This is a genomic window from Candidatus Enterococcus wittei (assembly GCF_002140175.1).
In the GTDB taxonomy this organism is placed as follows: Bacteria; Bacillota; Bacilli; order Lactobacillales; family Enterococcaceae; genus Enterococcus_B; species Enterococcus_B wittei.
Window position 1 is genome coordinate 398,482 of record NZ_NGMO01000001.1, and the last position, 19,541, is coordinate 418,022.

The following is a 19,541-nucleotide window of genomic DNA, read 5'->3' on the forward strand; positions in this document are numbered from 1 at the left end:
TAACGTTCGTGTTTAACTAAAAAAAGATCATTCATCTCTATTATCTCGAGAAGCGTTTACACCATTTCCATTTGATGATATAGTAGTCTTAAAGAAATTTCGGAATAGTTTTCAAGGAGGTATCTAAATGGAAGAATCACTGGCTTATGCACAACGCTTCTTACTCGAATTATCAGAAGAAGAAAAAACACGCTTATACAATGATCTATTAGCCATCAAAGATGTTTATTCGTGTCTAAAAGATGCAAGTTTTTATAAATTCAGAAAAATACATCGTGCATCTATACGATCGAACGAATGTCGCAAACGAACATTACGTTATTCAACAAAGAACAGCCATGAATTAGTCATTGAGCATATTCATGAACAAAAGCTATTCAAACACCATTATCGGATCCAAGTTACTTATGATCACCAAGAATTCGGTTACACATTTGTTGAAGCATTATTACAATTGCTCCATACGCAACATTTTAATTTCTCCAATCATATCGCCTATGCTTAAAAAACGGCTCTTTGTCAATAAGGACTGATGAGTTGTGCAAAATCAAATCTGGGTCAGAATGAACCTCATTCTTTCTCAGATTTTTTTGTTATTTCACTTTGATTAATTGATTGATCAAAAAGATTCTAATTTTCATGTTCTCAAATGATTTAAATCCGTAAGATACTCGTTTCATTGTCTTTATATGGGTATTCTTCGCTTCTATTTTTCCATTAGAGTAAGGATAAACCAGCGCATTGGTGATCCCTTCTTCATAGGATAGAAGATTTTGAAGCTTCGTTCGAAAGCTGTCGTCAAACGTTTCTGGAAGTTCTTTTAATAAGGAGAAAAACAAGTTGGGATCTTTGGCACGAAAAGCTTCCATCAACTCATGAAAAACAGTATATGTCTCTTTGAGAGGTGTTGAAAAAGCAAGCAATCGATCAATCATCATGGATTCGGTGAGAAGTGGGTATTTAGGCGCTCGGAAACTTCGCCATGTTTTGTAGTCATAATGATTAATATTTTCACGATTTTTTAACAGAAAGCGCCAGTTCCTTTTCAGTTTTTCGGCTTCACTATGTTGCCCCCTCTCACGTAGCTCTTTCATTTCTCGGATACGAAAGTCGTTGAATGCCTGATTCATATGTTTGACTATATGAAAACGGTCAATCACAAGTTTTGCATTTGGTAGAATGCGTTTTGTGAGCTGGAAGTAGGCGGCATTCATGTCTGTAACTAGGTATTCTACCGTTTCGGGATTGGTACAGTTTAGAAAATAGTTGGTTAAACGAGGTAATTTGCGTGTGGGTAAAATCTCAATTAGTTTGCCTGTCTCACCATCTGCACAAATGAAGCTCATCTTATCTTCCTTGCAAGTATGAGAACGAAATTCATCGACCATCAATACCCGAGGTAGAGTGCTTTTGGAAGGTTTTGGTAGATAGCATTTCAGCTCTTTCAATGTACGAATAACGGTTGTTAAAGATACCTGACAAATTTTTGCAATAAAAGATAAAGACACTTTTTCAGTTAGAAAAGAAATGATTTTGAATCTGACATGATTGGCAATCGAATGTCTAGGGCGGACAAAATAACTCTGAGCAGTCCAGTGTCTCCGACAATTTTTACAGGTGTAACGTTGCTTCTTCAAGCGTAGGACCATTGGCATATGATTGTATGGGTCAAAACGTACCATCGTTTTCTTCTTACCATTTTTAACAACGATCGACTTGCCATTCGCATCTAACACGGAAGAACCACAATTTTTACAGGCACACGGAGCAGGTGAAAGAACCGCATCAACGATTAAGGTCTTTTTCTTGTGCAGGGTCTCGAAAGTAACCTCGGTAATGGTTAAATTTTTGTCTACTAATCTCAGCATTTTTTTGATAGAATCATTCATAGAGCATATCGTCCTCTCAGTTGTTTATTTTGTGGTGATTTAATCATACCAGAGAACGATATGTTTTTTAATATCTAAAATGAAAATGGGACGGAAGAATCAATTCTGATTCATCAGTCCCATAAATTATAGAGCCTAAAAAACAAACAAAAAGCTATTCCCTTCAAATAGAAGGGAATAGCTTCAGACTGTAGACAAAGAAAAAAATTTCTTTGTTCTACAGTTTTTTTGTTACAATTAAAGAAAACGTTTGCTTTTCGAGGAGGAATGTATAATGATGTCCAAACAATCAATGGATAGTCGAATGGAAGAAGCCAAAATTTCGCTAGATGCACTTGTTCCTAAAAATCATTTGGTCCGTAAAATTGACAAATCATTGTCATTTGATTTTATTTATCCAATTGTTGAATCAACTTACTCGACCATTGGTCGTCCTAGTGTTGATCCTGTCGTCTTAGTAAAATTAGTATTCATTCAATATTTATTTGGGATTCGTTCGATGCGTCAGACCATTAAAGAAGTTGAAACAAACCTAGCTTATCGTTGGTTTCTTGGGCTTAGTTTAATTGATAAAGTTCCTCATTTTTCGACTTTTGGTAAAAACTATGCACGGCGTTTCAGAGAAACCGATTTGTTTGAACAGATATTTATCGTTATTCTTGAACAAGCAGTTGATGCTAGATTTATTCATGAAGAAATTTTGTATATGGATTCAACTCATATTAAAGCGAATGCGAACAAACGTATTTTTACAAGAGAAATGGCACATAAAGAAGCCATTTTATACCAAAAACAATTGGAAGAAGAAATTAATGAGGCAAGAATTGCCGAAGGCAAACGCCCTTTTGGTTCAATCATTCGTCAGGAGGTGGTAGAAAGGAAAATTAGTGTCGCAGATCCAGAAAGTGGTTATTATGTAAAAACAGAACGAGAAAAACAGTTTGCTTATTCTGCTCATACCGTTTGTGATGAAAATGGTTTTGTATTAGATGTCATGATTACGCCTGGAAATCTACATGACAGCCGAATGCTCGTGCCACAAATTGAACGTGTTAAATCGCGTGGTTTCTCCTTTTATGGTGTAGCTGCTGATGCTGCGTACAAAACACCTTGGAATGCCAAGTATTTAATCGACCAAAAACTACGGCCCATTTTTCCTTATACTCGACCCAAAGGAAACAAAGAACGTTTTAAAAAGAAAGATTTTGATTATGATTCCCATTATAATTGGTACTTATGCCCCAATGATCAAACACTTCAGTTTCGCACAACTACTCGAGATGGCTATAAAAAATATGTATCTAAATCTTTTATTTGTGAAACTTGTCCATTATTGAAAAATTGTACAGAAAGCCAGAAACACCAAAAAGAAATACATAGACACATTTGGGAAGATTACTTAGATGAAGCAGAACATTTACGCCATACGGCGTATAATCGCGAAAAATATAAAAAAAGAAAAGAAACGATTGAACGTGTTTTTGCAGACGCAAAGGAAAAGCATGGAATGCGCTACACCAAGTATCGAGGCTTGGAAAAAAATCAGGTGCATACGATGCTTGTTTTTGCCGCAATGAACCTGAAAAAATTGGCCACTTGGCAGTGGAAGCATATGTCTTCATATCTTTTATTATACAAAAATAGACAAAAGTATCAGTCTACACTCTTAGTAAAGAGGAAACTGATGCTTTTGTCTACAGTCTGAAGCTATTCCCTTCAAATAGAAGGGAATAGCTTTTTATGCTAATCCAACACGTTCAAATATGACGTCTACATTTTTCAAATGATGATGGTAATCAAAGGCATCAGCAATATCTTCTTGTGTCAATACAGAAGTAATAGCTGGATCTTCTTCCAATAATGGTTTAAAAGGTACCTGATTATCCCATGCATAAGCTGTTTTTGGCTGTACAAGATCATAGGCTGCTTCTCTTGTCATTCCTTTATCGATCAACTTCAATAATACACGCTGACTATAAATCAAGCCAAATGTCGCATCCATGTTTCTTTTCATATTTTCCGGGAAAACAGTTAGATTTTTTACGATATTTCCAAAACGATTCAACATGTAATCAAGCAAAATCGTTGTATCCGGCAGAATAATTCGCTCAGCAGATGAATGAGAGATGTCTCTTTCATGCCACAATGTAACATTCTCATAAGCAGTTACCATATGACCACGAATTACGCGGGCAAGACCAGCCATATTTTCTGAGCCAATCGGGTTTCTTTTATGTGGCATTGCCGAAGAACCTTTTTGTCCTTTAGCGAAAAATTCTTCCACTTCTCTTGTTTCTGATTTTTGCAAACCACGAATCTCAGTGGCAAAGCGTTCAATGCTAGTAGCGATCAAGGACATCGTTGCAAAATACTCTGCATGTAGATCACGAGGTAACACTTGAGTAGAAACTTCTTGTGGGCGAATCCCTAATTTTTCGCAGACATATTCTTCAATAAATGGTGGGATATTGGCGAATGTTCCAACAGCACCAGAAATTTTCCCTGCTTCTACACCTTTAGCTGCATGTTCGAAACGCTCGATGTTACGTTTCATTTCGGAGTACCAAGTGGCTAATTTCAAACCGAATGTCGTAGGCTCTGCATGTACGCCATGCGTTCTTCCCATCATAACAGTATATTTATGTTCCTTAGCCTTTTCACCAATGATTTTTGTGAATCGTTGCAAGTCTTCACGAATCAAATCATTGGCTTGTTTGATCTGATATCCATAGGCGGTATCAACTACATCTGTACTCGTCAAACCGTAATGTACCCATTTCCGTTCATCCCCAAGGGTTTCTGAAACAGCTCGGGTAAACGCCACTACATCATGCCGAGTCGATTTTTCAATTTCCAAAATACGATCAATATCAAAAGAAGCATGTTCCCGAATTTTTTTCACATCTTCTTTTGGGATTTCACCTAATTCGGCCCAAGCTTCATCTGCAAGTATCTCAACTTCTAGCCATGCTTGATATTTATTTTGTTCTGTCCAAATATTGCCCATTTCCGGTCGTGTATATCGTTCTAACATCTATTTTTCTCCTTTAATCCCAGATATTCGTTTCCTTGATTTCTTTTAGTGTCCCTTCTACATCTTCGGTCAAAATGGTGATATGGCCCATCTTACGACCTTTTTTAGACTCTTTTTTACCATAGAAGTGAAATTTCCAGTTGGCTTTTTTCTCAATCACATGATAGCTTTCCAATAGTTTTTCCCCTAGGACATTGACCATAACAGCATCACTTAACAAAGAAACTTTTTCTTCTAATGGCCAGCCACAGACTCCTCTGATATGGGCATCGAATTGGCTCATACCACAAGCTTCAATCGAATAATGACCAGAATTGTGCGGACGTGGTGCTAGTTCATTCACATAAAGTCCACCAGATTTTGTTAGAAACATTTCCACACATAAAACACCAGATAAGCTAACAGCTTCTGCAATCACTCGAGCAATCCGTTCCGCTTCTTCTATGACATCTGCAGAGATATTTGCCGGTGCGATCGTTTCATGAAGAATATTGTTTCGATGAATATTTTCAACAACCGGAAATGTGGTATATTGCCCTTGCCCATTTCCCGCAACAAGGATCGATAATTCTTTTTCAAAAGGGATCCACGCTTCTAGCACACATGTTCCTTCTCGTAACAAATCCATCGCTAATGCTAAATCTGCACGACTTCTTAAAACATATTGTCCTTTTCCATCATACCCGCCACGAGTTGTTTTCAGTACGCAAGGATAGCCAATACCATCAATGGCATCTTGGATATCCGTAGGACTGACAATCGTTGCATAAGGAGCAATCACGATATTATTGGTTTCCAAAAATGTTTTTTCCAATAAACGATCTTGCGTGATTGCTAACAAATCTGTTCCTTGCGGGATAAATGACATAGGCAATATAGCATTCAATGCTTCAACACTGACATTTTCAAATTCATAGGTGATGACTTCCGTTCTCCTTGCAAGTTCTTCTAAAGCAAAGGTATCATCATAAGAGCTTTCGATATGCCAATCCGCCACTTGAGCTGCAGGACAATCGTTCGTTGGATCAAGAACACCAACTTTAAATCCCATTTCTTTTGCACTGATCGCCATCATGCGACCTAACTGTCCACCACCCACGATTCCGATCGTCGAGCCTGGTAATAATGGTTTAACCAAGTTGATCACTACTTTCTATAACAGTTTCAACCGACATTGCACGTCGTTTCGCCAATGCAGCCTCCAATTCTAAATCATACATGGAAAGCATCTGTATCGCAAGTAGCGCAGCATTAATTGCGCCAGGTTTACCGATAGCGGTCGTCGCTACAGGAACTCCTCCCGGCATCTGAACGATAGATAGTAACGAATCTAAACCATTTAATGTTCGGCTTTGGATTGGAACGCCAATCACCGGTAATGTTGTTTTTGCTGCCACCATACCTGGCAAATGAGCAGCTCCTCCAGCCCCTGCAATAATCACTTTGATTCCTCTTTGTCTTGCTTCTTCAGCATAAGTAAACATCAAATCAGGCGTTCGATGTGCTGATACCACCTGTTTTTCATACTCCACTGAAAATTCATCCAATATTTCACATGTATGTTCCATCGTTTCCCAGTCAGAAATACTACCCATTATTACAGAAATTTTCGCAGCCATTCGTTTCTCCTCTCATCATTTATCCATTCATATTTTAACAATCACTTGTTTTAAAGTCAAAGATAAATTCGAACGATTATCTACTTTCGTTGTATAATATTCGTATTTTGTATTATGCCAACAAAAAACAAGCTGGCTCACTCAAAAATACCCTTGAGTAATCCAGCTTGTTTCTATGAGGGGAGTCGTTCATTCCCTTCAGCCTTTACTATCTTAAAGCTTCTTTGAGAATTTCTTCATCCTTTTTCAATCCATTGAAAATCAAATTTAACACGATTGCGGTAATACTGCTCATGACGATTCCATTACCAGTAAACATTTGAACGGTCTCAGGTAACTGACTAAATAATTCTGGCATGATGTTAAATCCTAACCCAAAGCCAATGGATACCGCCACTATCAATAGATTCTTATCATTGGCAAAATCGACTTCCAATAACATACGAATTCCTTGAACTGCCACCATACCAAACATAACAAGCATCCCACCACCTAAGACTGGATCAGGGATAATTTGAGCAAGTGCGCCAATTTTGGGGAATAAACCTAAAATAATTAAGAAAAATGCCGAAAAATAGATTGGTTTTCTTGTTTTGATACCTGATAGTTGAACTAATCCAACATTTTGTGAAAAACCAGTATAAGGAAACGTATTGAAAATACCGCCAAGTATGACAGCCAATCCTTCAGCTCGATAACCTTTTTTCAACTCTTCTTCGCCAACTTCTTTTCCAGTAATATTTCCAAGTGCAAAATAAACACCGGTTGATTCTACCATACTTACCATGGAAATGATGATCATCAATAAAATCGACCAAATTTCAAATGTTGGTTTCCCAAAATAAAAAGGTTGAGGAACATGGAAAACTGGTGCATGTCCGATGGCACTTAAATCAATCAAACCTAAAAAAGCTGCTAAAATACTACCACCTACTAAGCCAATCAATACTGCGATAGAGCGAACAAATCCTTTTGCTAACAATTGAACGCCAACAATCAAAAGAATCGTTACAAACGCTAATAACAAGTTCGTTAAATCGCCAAAGCTTTCTGCACTGGCACTTCCACCACCCATTTTTTCGATAGCCACTGGGATCAAGGTTAACCCAATCACCGTAATGACAGTCCCAGTAACGATTGGCGGAAACAATTTTTTGATCTTTGAAAAAAAGCCAGCAACTAAAACGACAAATATTCCAGATGCAATGATTGAACCATAGATTGCTCCCACGCCTTGTGTGCTTCCAATCAAAATCAAAGGTGCAACAGCTTGGATCGCACAACCTAAGACAACCGGTAATCCAATACCGAAAAATCGATTAACTGTCAATTGGAGCAACGTTGCCAATCCGCACATAAAGATATCGATCGAAATCAAATACGTCATTTGTTCTTGGTTAAAGCCTAGTCCTGTCCCAATCAGTAACGGTACAGCCACAGCTCCTGCATACATCGCTAATAAATGTTGTAACCCTAATACAGCTGCTTTACCATTTTGTGTTTCTTTTTCCACGATTATGCATCCTCCTCAAGAAACTCAACTGTGCCACTTGATAGTGATGCGACCCGGGCTAAAGAAACCACTTTTAACCCCATATCTTCTAATAACTGACGTCCATCTTGAAAAGATTTTTCGATCACGATACCAATGCCTTCAACTTGAGCCCCAGCTTGTTGGCATAATTCGATCAGTCCTTTAGCAGCTTGTCCATTTGCTAAAAAATCATCGATGATCAATACTTTATCCTCCGATGATAAAAATTTACGAGAAATCGAAATCCTACTTGTCAACTGCTTAGTAAAAGAGTAAACAGATGCTGTTAATAGCTCTTCATCCATCGTCAAACTCTTCGCTTTTCTAGCAAAAATCATTGGTACATTCAGTTCTTTAGCTGCAAATAAAGCCGGTGCGATTCCTGAAGCCTCAATGGTTACTACTTTCGTAATCCCATGATCTTTAAAGACTTCCGCAAAGCGCTGACCAATTTTTTCCATCAATACTGGATCTACTTGGTGGGTGACGAAATTATCTACTTTCAAAACTCCCTCACCTAATACGCGCCCATCTTCTTGAATACGTTCCACTAATTCTCTCACTTTATCTGCTCCTTTTTTCACGATTTATATAAAAACAAGTGATTCAGCTATATATTTGTTGTCTCTTTATTCAAATAAAGAAAAATCCCTTTTTGCTTGAAGATAAGCAAAAAAGGGATCCATCCACTTTTTTACTTATAGTCCAACATTTACGGTGTTGGCTAGAAACTGTCATCCTTATTATGACGATATATAAGTAATTTCATTCTATTTTAAATAACGATAAAACAGTAACATTAAAGCTAACATTTTGATGCACAGCGCGACTTTCTTCATTCCACATAACAATCAAAAAAATTTTTTTACTAGTTGATTATATTTAGCTCGGTAAACAAGCATGAAAATAAAAAAATTCTTTCTTAAGGTGGTTTGAATACCGCAGTTTGTTTGTAAAGATCAACTCTATCTATCTTCAAACTTTTGCAACGATGTTTTAAATAATGAAAACAGTCTAACACTAGTTTCTGAAACTGACAACAATATTTAACATATTTTTTTCTAAAATCTCATCTTATTTTTCAAAAATCCTATAATTTCCAAAGTATACAAATCACTAAATCATTATCGCTTAATATGCCCCTATCTTCACATAAGGCCTATTTAAAACTACTTCTTAGAAAGATAAGATATATGATACCAAAAAATGCAAAGACCTTTTTTAGTTTCTAGCTCTTGATTTTTCAAAACTACATATCCATATATCTTTACTTTTATAGAGTAAGTTCAGTTGTTTTTTTCGAGCTTTCGATATTTATCCATTTTTCGGCTAAAAAGCTCTCCACTACTTGGTGGTGTGTATGTGATTGCATTTGCTCCAGCTCTGATCGTATCCAGAATACTATCATCTGATGGACCACCAGTTGCCATAATTGGCAATTCTGGATAATTCTTGCGAAAATGACGAACGGTTTCTGCAGTATCTTTGCCAGCACTGATATTGATAATCGAAATACCTGCTTCTAACTTCTCATCAATTTCTGAATATTTAGAGGTGACTGTGCTAATCACCGGAATGTCCACTACTTGACAGACTTCATGAACAGTTTCAACTGGCGTAGGTGCATTCAGTACCACGCCCAATGACCCTTGTGCTTCTGCAAAAAGACTCATGTAAGCCGAACGCGTGCCATGTGTCAATCCCCCACCCACGCCTGAAAAGACTGGTATATCAGCTGCTTCAATAATACTTTTGGTAATTGCTGGATGGGGCGTAAAGGGGTAGACAGCAATTACTGCATTGGCATTGGTATTCCTTATGATTGCAATATCCGTCGTAAAAATAATCGAACGAATCAACTTCCCAAAAATCTTGATACCACTGGCTTCCATAATGACTTCTGGGACTTTTACAATATCTTTACGTAACTCTGTCATTATTTCTGGAACAAATGAATCTGCCATACTTCCACTTCCATTTCTAGATTATTGATCATATTGATCGAGTTTATAGGTTTCTATCACGTGGATGATCTTTTGCGCATAGGTCGGGTCTGTCGCATAACCAGCATCTTGTAAAGCTTGTGCAGCCTCTCGATAATTACTTGCCGTGATCACATTTGCATACAATGCTGGATTCCAATCGACACCTTGAACAAATAAAGCAGTATGGTCGTCCATAGATTGTTCCCAAGAATCGTAGACTCTAAAGTCTCCTTGGATAGTTATCCATTCTTCATTGATAAATTCCTTTGTTTCTAGATTGACTTTCGGTTCATTCCCGAAAGCTTTGATCCCAAAAAGATTTTTATATTGACTAGCTAGTGTGCTTTTTCCCCAATCTGATTCGAGGATTGCTTGACCAATGATGATACTAGGCAATATACCATAACCTTGTTGCAGTTCTTTTGCATGAGGAATAAGGGCAGCAATGAATTCTTCATGCGTCCGTGTTTCTTCTTGCTGCACATCGGATGAATACGGTAATGACAAACTTTTCAAAGAAAAAACAAATGCCATTAATATCAAACCACTTCCCAGCACTACAGCAAACCAACGACTGTTTCGCCGTTTTTGTTTTTTCCATTTACTTTTAGCCATTTTTTGTTCCTACTTTTCTTTTAATTGATCCAGATACTCTTCTAGAGTCAAGCCGTGTTTCACCATGTACATCGCATTTTCTTTGCCCACGTAACGCAAATGCCAAGGTTCATACGTGATGTTGGTAACATCTTCGCGTCCTTTCAAATAACGAACAATGAATCCATAATTCGCAGCATTCTCTGCAATCCACTTTGCTCCAGGTTCATTTCCATAACTTGCATCTAAAACAGTAGTTGGATAATTGTTATACCAGTTTTGATCGACCACATCAATCGCTAATCCTGTGTGATGTTCGCTATACCCTGGTTCAGTTATCGTTTGTTTTGTAATGTTTGTCGCTTCTTCTTGTGTCACACCTTGACTTGCCATCACTTGCTGAACATTTTGCGCAAACACTTCTTCTTGGGAAGCGACTGAACGATAAGCTGACACCATCACTAAGGGAAAGCCAGCCGCTTGGGCAGCTTGAGCAAACTCTTCATACTCGGGTTTAATCCTTTTATCAATCAAGTATCCATTGTCTAACGAAACTAATTGATTGGTTTCATCAATTTCTTTCGTTAATTTATGCGTAGGACCGACCAGAACCAAATTCCAATCGTCTACCTGTACATCAGGAAGATCTGACTTTGTTTTTTCTGAAGAGTTATTCACTGACTCAGCTTTTACCTCACTCATCGTTGTTTTTTTCTGTTGCTTCGTTTGACTTACAGTTTGGTCTTTTGCGTATGAATTGTTTTCTGTAACCACGAGATAGCCCATGGCAGCCAACATGATGATAACTGCGCTAAAACCTAATAGTTTATTCAATTTAAAAATCCTTTCATTTCCCTTCTCGTTCCATTGTTTCATGAACATAGGTTTCTTCTAGATTTTCATTTACCCAATCTAAAAGTTCTAGCTTCTCTCCTTCGATTTGGCGCTGAATCTCAGCTGGCAAACGGAAGTTCAAAATGTCATCATAACCCCATTCATCATATTGAATACTTACTTTTAAGTCAAGGTAACCAGCGGGAGATTGCTCATTTTTTAAAGGGATCAACTCCACACTTGCACAACCACTACTTAACCACTTTTGCGCAATTCTCGTTTTGATTTGTTTGTACTCCGCTATCGCCACTGTTCTTTTTTCAGGAAATATAATCGTTTGACGCAAGATCTTTTGTGTCAACATCCATTCATAATCAGTAAATAAGTTCTTTACTTTTTGCATGGCCTCTGATGATAGATTTCGTTCGCCACGTTTCCAACCTTGCCAATCCTCTTCATTCATCAAGAGATAGTTTTCTAAAAAATTTTGTTCTGTTTCAAATTGTTCAAGTAAAACACTTATGATTAGATCTACGTAGACTTGATGCACGTTAATCTCCTCCTCTTATTTCATTTTTATTTTACTTAAATTCAACCAAAAAAGCATCCTTTCAAACAAACCTTTCACACTTTTTTATTAATTTCTTTTTCAAAGTAAAAAAATAGGAATCTTTGATATAATCGAAGATGAACAAATGATTACTTTCAGTTTCATTATGTTACTATAAATATAACACGAGAAGGAGAGATGATGAATGAAAAAGTTTCAATGGGGCATCGTAGGTTTAGGATCCATCGCTCATGAATTTGCAGAAAACTTTTCTCAAGAAACAAGCGAGCTAGCAGCTGTGGCATCAAGGACACTAGAAAAAGCACAAACTTTTGCAAAACATTACGGCATAAAGAAAGCTTACGGAAATTATACAGATATGCTGCAAGATGAAACAATCGATATTATTTATATTGCTGTACCTAACCGTCAACATATCGCTCATATTTTACAAGCATTAGAAGCAGGCAAACATGTGTTATGTGAAAAAGCCATCACGATGAATAAAGAGGAACTGGATCAAGCCATCCAATTAGCCGAAAAAAAGGAACTCGTTTTAGCTGAAGCAATGACTATCTTCAACATGCCTCTCTATCAGCAGCTACGTTCGATCATTGATTCTGGTAAACTTGGGGCTTTAAAAATGATTCAGGCGCCCTTTGGTAGCTATAAAGAACCCGACCCAACTAATCGTTTTTTCAATCCTGATCTTGCAGGCGGTGCGCTCCTTGACATTGGTACCTATGCCGTTTCATTTGCACGTTTCTTTTTAAGTTCTCAACCAAAAGTCATCGCTTCCCGAATGATTCCTTTTGAAACAGGTGTTGATGAACAATCGGTGACGATTTTACAAAATAAAGAAAATGAACTTGCTGCTATTAGTCTAACTTTTCAAGCAAAAATGCCTAAAGTAGGGATTGTTGCTTTTGAAAATGGGTATTTGACTATCAACGATTATCCACGAGCAGACAAGGCAGAGATCTTCTATACTGATGGCACAAAAGAATTTATTGAAAGTGGTAGCACAATGGAAGCGATGAATTATGAAATCGAAAATATGGTCAAAATCATTGAAGGAAAATTACCGAACCGCTCCTTTTACTTGACCAAAGATGTCATTAGCATTTTAGATGATATGCAAGTCCATTGGAAAAAGCAGGAACTAGCGTAAAAAGGCCTTATTTTAATAGATGGAAATGCCTAAAAGCCACCTAACTCTTTAGAGTCAAGTGGCTTTTTTGATTGATCATTTAGGGTTCAATGTTTCGTACTTATAAAAAAATGCAATCTACTCATTGCTATTGAGTTGTTGAGAAAATTCAACTTTAAGTTCGATAAAACTTTTAAACGATTGCAAAAATTGAAATAATTCCGCTCGATCTTCAAATTCTAAACGAGAGGCGGGCAAAGGCATTTGCCGATAAAGTTCGTATACTTCTTCAATTCGTGTTAAAATTTGACGCCCATCATTTGCTTCAGCAAACGTCTCAGCGGTATAAATCAGCAAGCCATATATATGATGACTATAAGGAGCCGGATGATGGATCCGTCTAAGATTCTCCTCCATATCTTGGACAACATTGATCTGTGCGCGCCTCATTGAAAAATAGGTTTCAAAATACTGATTTTGATTCAATAAATTGTTTTCTTGATGCCTACGTGCATAGGATTGGCTCTCTCGGATATAGATCTGTAACTCTTTGCAAAGAGTAAGGTTTCCTGTAGTTTCTCCAGAAAGTAAAAAATCTGCCATGTTCTTCAAGAGCAAACGAAAACGCTCTTCTATTAACTTTTGGTGTTCTTTCAGCTGCTTCTTTGCATCAGGCATATAGATATTGGAAAGCAAGGCGAAACCTACACCAATCGCCATCAACCATGTCTCGTTTTGGAGCAACTGCCAACTCATACTTTGCTCACTGAGATAATGAGTGACTAATACAGAATTCACCACTATCCCTTCCGTTAATTTAAAGCGAACAGCAACAGGAATAAATAACAATAGAAAAAATCCGAAGCCCAGAATCGTGTACCCTAACACATAAAAGCAAATAAAAGCAATCAATGTAGCGACAATAAACGCAAGGATCCGATAAAAACCTGTTACCAGTGTTGCCTTGCGCGTATTACCAACGCTCAGCAAAGCAATAATACCAGCTGCTGGCCAAAATAAGAGGGACAAATACTTTGCTAAAAACATTGAAGCAATCACACTGATCACCGTTTTGATTGTTCTCATACCAATGCGCATTGGTCTCCCCCTTCCTTTTCTTTGAATTATACTAAAATCAGCTATGAAAAACTAGCAATCCTATCAAACTTTAGTTATGATATTGGAAAGAACTTGAAGGAGAATCAATTATGAAACTCGGACGCTTTCGTCTCGGTATGCGAACCTTAAAAAGCGCTTTAGCCGTATTCTTATGTATTTTGTTTTTTCACGTATTTAATCGTGGTATCCCTATGATCGCTGCCTTATCTGCTGTTTTTTCATTACGTCAGGATTTAACGACTACCGTCTCCTTTGGGCGTTCCCGTATAATTGGAAATACACTTGGTGGTGGATTAGGTATCTTTTACTTTTTTGTAAAAAATTATTTTCACAATGATTTTTTAGTGGAGCTTTTTTTGTTACCACTCTTAGTGATCATTGTGATCGTTGTTTCCGATGGTATCAATAATAATTCTGGTATCATCTCTGCCATCGCTACCTTGCTTTTGATTTCGCTAAGTATACCTCAAGGCGAGTCCTCTTTATATGCGATTCAAAGAGTTCTAGACACCTTTATCGGGACTTTTATCGCTATTGGCATAAATTTCTGCTTACGTCCGCCAAAAATCGAAGAAAAAGAGGAACTAGTAGAAGATTTAGAAGTCTTACTGAAAAAAGAAGAAGGATTACGAAAAAATCTAGCTGAGGTGGAAGCTCAGATTCGCAAACAACACCAACAAAAATAACTTTCAGGACTTATTCTGCCACTCGTCCAGATAAGCAAGTAAGAACCTACCAAAATGAAATTTATTCTTTGTTTGATAACTCAAAAAAATCGAAGAACTCCAAAAATATTGGTTCTATAATATCTAGTGTTGGTGGAAAACAATTTTGTTTTCTACTAACACTATTTTTTTATAAAAAAAGATAGAAAAAGAGATATCCAAATTGATAGAATTAAGTCGACTAAAACAAACTCTCTCAAGAAAGGATATCTCCATGGACTATCATACTAGAAAATTACTCGGTTTAACAGATGAAAATATCATTTTCCCTACAAATTGGCTTTCTGAAAAGAAAGAAGGAGGAATTATCCATTTTCGTGACCGTATTTACTTGATCCAGGGCTTGGTTTTCCAAGATCAATCCAAAACAAAAAAGAATCAATCGAAGCATATTTCTACTTCGATTGATTCTCGATGAAACTCTTTCAATTTGAACTCACCAACACTACTTGTCGAAGAACCAAAATCCTCACTTTTTTTGGGTTCTTCGACTTTTTGCTAACCATTTCAGGCTTCTTTTTCAGCCACAATTCTAAATTCAGTTGGTTTATTCAGTCAGTTTATTCATTTGATTCTTCTGGCTTATCATAAACATTTACTTGTCTACTTGTTCCACGAGTTGATAAATTCTCGATGAGGTCTTTTATATCAAGACCGGTTGTTTCTTTCAATGTTTCTTGAGTCGTGGATAATAAATTTGTGGCATAACTCGTCACACGGTTTGCCCCACCAGATTCACCTGAAGTATTTCCTGTATCCACAACAGAGATTTTCTCAATATTTCCTAAAGGCTGTGCAGCTTCTCGCATCAACTGAGGAAGCATTTCGATAACCATACTCAATACAGCAGCTTCGCCGTATTCTTTAAAGGCATCTGCGATTTTTTGTTTGGCTTCGGCTTCCGCTTTTCCTTTTGCTAGAGTTGCTTCGGCTTCGGCTTGACCAGCTAATCTCGTTTGATTGGCTTGGGCTTGCGCTAATGCCTCAATTCTAAATTGTTCTGCTTCGGCTTCTGTTACTTCTCGTACTTTTTGCGCTTGCGCCTCTTGTTCTTTGGCATAACGATCTGCATCGGCTTTTTTCTTCACTTCAGAATCATATTGTTTTTCACGACGGATGATTTCTTTTTCTTCCAACTCAATTTGTTTTTGTCGTTCAACGACTTTGACTTGCATCTCTTGTTCAATAACTTGTTGTTGCTCTCTTGCACTTTCTAAATTGTACGCTTGGTCCGCTTTTGCTCTTGCTACATCTTGTTCTTGCTTGTATGCAGCTAATTTCAATTCTTTTTCTTTTAAAGATTCCGCAATCTCTGTTTGGCGTTGCAATTCAGCGGCTTGAGATTCTTTTTCAGCTTGCGCTTTTTTGATTCGGGTTTCTTTCAATGCTTCCGCTTCAGCAATATCTGCATCACGTTTTACTTGAGCAATTCTTGGTTTCCCTAGCGAATCCAAATAACCATTTTTATCACGTACTTCTTTGATCGTAAAAGAAACAATGATCAAGCCCATTTTCGCTAAATCTACCGAAGCGACTTCTTGTACACTCTGGCTAAATTTATCTCTATTTTGATAAATTTCTTCCACTGTCATAGAACCTAGGATCGAGCGAAGATGACCTTCTAATACTTCTCGTGCTTCGTTTTCTAATTCTTCACGAGTTTTTCCTAAAAATTGTTCTGCTGCTGTCGCGATTTCTTCAACAGAAGAGCCGATTTTTATGATAGACGTACCATCACACATGACTGGTACACCTTGTTCTGTATAGACCTCTGGAGTGGACACATCTAGTTTACTTGATAATAAGCTGATTCGGTTTGAACGCTGAAATACAGGTAAAACAAACGCTCCTCCCCCACGAACGATTTTTACTTTGTTGTTACTCTCATCTGCGTGGACATTTTTACTTCCTAGATAGCTTCCGCTAATGATCAAAGCCTCATCTGGTTTTGCCGTTTGGTATTTCGCAACAAACACGATCAATAACATCAAAACAATCAATGCCGCTAAAATCACAGCGATTAAAACACCCGATATTTCCATTCCCTACACTCCTTTATATTTTTAGCATACTTTCATAAGGTGTTACATAACACACTCTATCTCTTACTTCAATAATCAAGACTTTTTCGCCACGCTTGATCTCTGTTTCTTGCGGCGCATAAAAACAAGCTGGGCGACTGATCGAACCCGTTACACTCTTCAATTGAATTTCACCCATTCCTTGAATCGGTATTGGTGTGACTACCGTAGCGATCTGCCCTTCTAATGACTTCTCTGAAGCAGAAAGCGTCGACTCCGCATGCTTCATTGGCATCAAAATATAAAAGTTCAATAAAAAAACTAAAACGGTTGCAATTATTCCACTCACAATAAAAATAAAAAATGAAGATTGTTCAGTCAACGTTTCGCCAAGGTAGCCTAATAGACTAGTAAATGTCAACCACGGGATGATCAACATCGGATCTACTGGACCATCAAAATCAAATACATCTCCAAAAATCACCAGTACGACAGCAAGAGCTGCACAAACCAGCAAGACATACCAATAAATCGTGGCGATTGCAATTCCCCCTATCATTTCATTTATTCGCCTCCTTTGTTCACAATTTTATCATACCATAGCAAGGAAACAAAATCGTCATACTTCTAAATTAATAGTTCAACTTTTATCCCAATTTTCAATGACCTTTATCTTTTCCTTCGACTCATTTTCCATTATACTGGAACACGAGGTGAGACAATGAAAAACTTGAAAAAGCTTTGGGGAAGTTTAATTTCTTTAGTAATCGTCAGTGCGGTTGGCTTGTGGGTCGGAATCGATCGAATGGGTGAATATCAAACAGATAAAAGCAACTATACCGCTCCTACGACCGAAACAAAATCATCTATAACTACTAGCGATACTGCCGATTTTTTTGAAAGTGAGGATTCAAGTGAAACTCAAACAGAGAAAAGCGAATCTTCTCCCTCTGTGATCAGAACAGAGCCGTCTGATAGTAACGATTCTACGCAGCAAACAAAGAATCGCTTTACACGAGCCGAGGATCTAGAACCAGTAGGAAACAACGAGGGACCTCAAGTGCTTGGAACAGCTACCTTCAATAAAAGTGAATTAAGTAACAAAAACGGTTGGATCGACTACCATAAATTGGATCATTTAGGACGCCCCACTGGCGCAGATGCTTTATTAAAGAAATCGATGATCAATACAGGGACGAGTGCCAATCGTGAAATACGTCCACCAGGATTTATTTCTGGACCAAAATATGATCATTCCCGTGGTCATTTGATTGCCAAACAATTCGGGGGCAGCGGTGATGAACCAAAAAATCTAGTGACCCTTTACCAATATCCTGTAAACGATCCTTATATGAATTACTATGAATTAATGATTCGTCGCGCATTGAATCAAGGAGAAACTGTCCGTTATCGAGTGACTCCTCATTATGTAGAAAATGAGTTGATTCCTGAAAGTATCGAACTTGAAGCAAAAGGATTAAGTCAAAATACAATCATTGATTTTACAGTTCTTATTCCTAATAAAAAGTAGGTGAACGTGATGTTTGAATCCTTAGAAAAAAAGCACTATACATTAGATGAAATGATCGAATGGCTAATTGACACTAACCTATTTTTTTACGAAGAGCTTATTTTCCTTCCTTCTCTCGATCAATTTAAAAATAGTCTAGCTACTACAGCTCGCTACTCTTCTTTTGAGAAGGAAGATTTAGATGCTCTACTTACTGATCACCGATTAGTCGCACGTACGATTGATGGTGAGTTTTTATTTGCAAATGAGGAAACAGTCTGTCTGTTTCCTCATTCGCATATGAAAGAAGATCTTTTATATTTCAATGGCACTTTTTCTGATCTATTAATAAGATACGCTAACTCATCAAAATCAATCGCTGATTTTTTTAACTAATATCTGAAAAACTGGACTTTCTCTAATAGAAAGTCTGATCGACTGTCCTACTCCTCCAAACAGTCATTTTCCTATCCGGATCCTCTTTCATAGATGCAGTTAACTGCGCCATTATCTCCGGATAGGTTTATCTCACATCTTCTAAATGACATTGATTGCCCTCTTGTCACACTATACTTAAACCTCGGCACACACCACCATCTATAATAAACCAGCTATTATATAACTGAGAAACTGATTTTGATTATTCTAAGACATCCACTACTGTACAGTAGATGAATAACTTTTCTGCTTGAGAGATGAGAGGAGCTTACCCTTTTTATCCATTTTTTCAGGAATATATTTTAGCTATAATTTTTTATGTATTTATGCAGTTATTCTCAATAGCGATGATTGTTTCTTACTAAAAAGGAAAAAAGCGAATAGCAAAAAAGAACGAGCGTGGAACAAAAGTAAACAACACTTTTATTTCACGCTCTAAACACTTATAACGATGGGAACAGAAGTACCTCTTTCGGAAATAAGCCGAAATTCACAAAAATTTGAAAAGTAATTTTCGTGAGGTTCTTCTTATTTTTCGG

20 protein-coding genes and 1 riboswitch are annotated in these 19,541 nt (G+C 37.3%); of the genes, 7 read left to right on the forward strand and 13 right to left on the reverse strand.

The window, feature by feature from the left end:
* Window positions 1-127 precede the first annotated feature (127 nt).
* On the forward strand, window positions 128-505 hold the full coding sequence (locus A5844_RS01420) for a hypothetical protein (RefSeq protein WP_086283280.1): 378 nt from the start codon (window positions 128-130) through the stop codon (window positions 503-505).
* 88 nt (window positions 506-593) lie between these two features.
* On the opposite strand, the gene A5844_RS01425 is transcribed toward A5844_RS01420, so the two are convergent.
* On the reverse strand, window positions 594-1,889 hold the full coding sequence (locus A5844_RS01425) for an ISL3 family transposase (RefSeq protein WP_086283281.1): 1,296 nt from the start codon (window positions 1,887-1,889) through the stop codon (window positions 594-596).
* A 274-nt stretch (window positions 1,890-2,163) separates the two neighbouring features.
* Here A5844_RS01425 and A5844_RS01430 point away from each other — a divergent pair, with 274 nt between their 5' ends.
* Complete coding sequence (locus A5844_RS01430; protein WP_086283282.1) at window positions 2,164-3,594, forward strand: IS1182 family transposase; 1,431 nt, start codon at window positions 2,164-2,166, stop codon at window positions 3,592-3,594.
* A gap of 33 nt (window positions 3,595-3,627) precedes the next feature.
* Here the strand turns inward: A5844_RS01430 and purB are convergent, their stop codons facing one another.
* From purB to A5844_RS01475, 9 genes are all read right to left on the reverse strand, one after another.
* A complete protein-coding gene (gene purB, locus A5844_RS01435) occupies window positions 3,628-4,923 on the reverse strand; it encodes an adenylosuccinate lyase (protein WP_086283283.1) in 1,296 nt (431 codons plus the stop codon).
* Between the two features lie 13 nt (window positions 4,924-4,936).
* Complete coding sequence (purK, locus tag A5844_RS01440; protein WP_086283284.1) at window positions 4,937-6,061, reverse strand: 5-(carboxyamino)imidazole ribonucleotide synthase; 1,125 nt, start codon at window positions 6,059-6,061, stop codon at window positions 4,937-4,939.
* Window positions 6,054-6,542 carry a 5-(carboxyamino)imidazole ribonucleotide mutase gene (gene purE / locus A5844_RS01445; RefSeq protein ID WP_086283285.1) on the reverse strand — a complete coding sequence of 163 codons (489 nt, stop codon included), beginning with the start codon at window positions 6,540-6,542 and terminating at the stop codon, window positions 6,054-6,056. Before purE ends, purK begins: the two co-directional genes overlap by 8 nt.
* A gap of 208 nt (window positions 6,543-6,750) precedes the next feature.
* Window positions 6,751-8,055, reverse strand: a complete 1,305-nt coding sequence (locus A5844_RS01450) for a nucleobase:cation symporter-2 family protein (protein WP_086283286.1) — start codon at window positions 8,053-8,055, stop codon at window positions 6,751-6,753.
* A 2-nt stretch (window positions 8,056-8,057) separates the two neighbouring features.
* Complete coding sequence (locus A5844_RS01455) at window positions 8,058-8,639, reverse strand: xanthine phosphoribosyltransferase (RefSeq protein WP_086283287.1); 582 nt, start codon at window positions 8,637-8,639, stop codon at window positions 8,058-8,060.
* 118 nt (window positions 8,640-8,757) lie between these two features.
* A riboswitch (purine riboswitch) is annotated at window positions 8,758-8,855 on the reverse strand.
* A gap of 507 nt (window positions 8,856-9,362) precedes the next feature.
* Window positions 9,363-10,040: a beta/alpha barrel domain-containing protein gene (locus A5844_RS01460; protein ID WP_086283288.1), complete on the reverse strand. Its 678-nt coding sequence runs from the start codon at window positions 10,038-10,040 to the stop codon at window positions 9,363-9,365.
* A 21-nt stretch (window positions 10,041-10,061) separates the two neighbouring features.
* Window positions 10,062-10,676: a glycoside hydrolase family 73 protein gene (locus tag A5844_RS01465; protein WP_086283289.1), complete on the reverse strand. Its 615-nt coding sequence runs from the start codon at window positions 10,674-10,676 to the stop codon at window positions 10,062-10,064.
* Window positions 10,677-10,685: 9 nt separating this feature from the next.
* On the reverse strand, window positions 10,686-11,489 hold the full coding sequence (locus tag A5844_RS01470; RefSeq protein ID WP_086284059.1) for a M15 family metallopeptidase: 804 nt from the start codon (window positions 11,487-11,489) through the stop codon (window positions 10,686-10,688).
* Between the two features lie 13 nt (window positions 11,490-11,502).
* Window positions 11,503-12,039 carry a hypothetical protein gene (locus A5844_RS01475; protein WP_086283290.1) on the reverse strand — a complete coding sequence of 179 codons (537 nt, stop codon included), beginning with the start codon at window positions 12,037-12,039 and terminating at the stop codon, window positions 11,503-11,505.
* A gap of 205 nt (window positions 12,040-12,244) precedes the next feature.
* Between A5844_RS01475 and A5844_RS01480 the strand changes: the two genes are divergently transcribed.
* Complete coding sequence (locus A5844_RS01480; protein ID WP_086283291.1) at window positions 12,245-13,210, forward strand: Gfo/Idh/MocA family protein; 966 nt, start codon at window positions 12,245-12,247, stop codon at window positions 13,208-13,210.
* A 117-nt stretch (window positions 13,211-13,327) separates the two neighbouring features.
* On the opposite strand, the gene A5844_RS01485 is transcribed toward A5844_RS01480, so the two are convergent.
* Window positions 13,328-14,287: an aromatic acid exporter family protein gene (locus A5844_RS01485; RefSeq protein WP_086283292.1), complete on the reverse strand. Its 960-nt coding sequence runs from the start codon at window positions 14,285-14,287 to the stop codon at window positions 13,328-13,330.
* 110 nt (window positions 14,288-14,397) lie between these two features.
* Between A5844_RS01485 and A5844_RS01490 the strand changes: the two genes are divergently transcribed.
* Entirely contained in the window at window positions 14,398-14,994 is a 597-nt protein-coding gene (locus A5844_RS01490; RefSeq protein WP_086283293.1) for an FUSC family protein, read from the forward strand.
* A gap of 253 nt (window positions 14,995-15,247) precedes the next feature.
* On the forward strand, window positions 15,248-15,451 hold the full coding sequence (locus A5844_RS01495; protein WP_086283294.1) for a hypothetical protein: 204 nt from the start codon (window positions 15,248-15,250) through the stop codon (window positions 15,449-15,451).
* A 142-nt stretch (window positions 15,452-15,593) separates the two neighbouring features.
* On the opposite strand, the gene floT is transcribed toward A5844_RS01495, so the two are convergent.
* Together floT and A5844_RS01505 are read right to left on the reverse strand one after the other, a co-directional pair.
* Window positions 15,594-17,075 carry a flotillin lipid rafts scaffold protein FloT gene (floT, locus tag A5844_RS01500; RefSeq protein ID WP_086283295.1) on the reverse strand — a complete coding sequence of 494 codons (1,482 nt, stop codon included), beginning with the start codon at window positions 17,073-17,075 and terminating at the stop codon, window positions 15,594-15,596.
* Window positions 17,076-17,088: 13 nt separating this feature from the next.
* Window positions 17,089-17,613: an NfeD family protein gene (locus tag A5844_RS01505; protein ID WP_086283296.1), complete on the reverse strand. Its 525-nt coding sequence runs from the start codon at window positions 17,611-17,613 to the stop codon at window positions 17,089-17,091.
* A 162-nt stretch (window positions 17,614-17,775) separates the two neighbouring features.
* On the opposite strand from A5844_RS01505, the gene A5844_RS01510 reads away from it, so the two are divergent.
* On the forward strand, window positions 17,776-18,585 hold the full coding sequence (locus A5844_RS01510) for a DNA/RNA non-specific endonuclease (protein ID WP_086283297.1): 810 nt from the start codon (window positions 17,776-17,778) through the stop codon (window positions 18,583-18,585).
* A 9-nt stretch (window positions 18,586-18,594) separates the two neighbouring features.
* The gene (locus A5844_RS01515; protein ID WP_086283298.1) at window positions 18,595-18,960 is read left to right on the forward strand and encodes a hypothetical protein; all 366 of its coding nucleotides are present in this window, start codon (window positions 18,595-18,597) and stop codon (window positions 18,958-18,960) included.
* The last annotated feature ends 581 nt before the right edge of the window (window positions 18,961-19,541 follow it).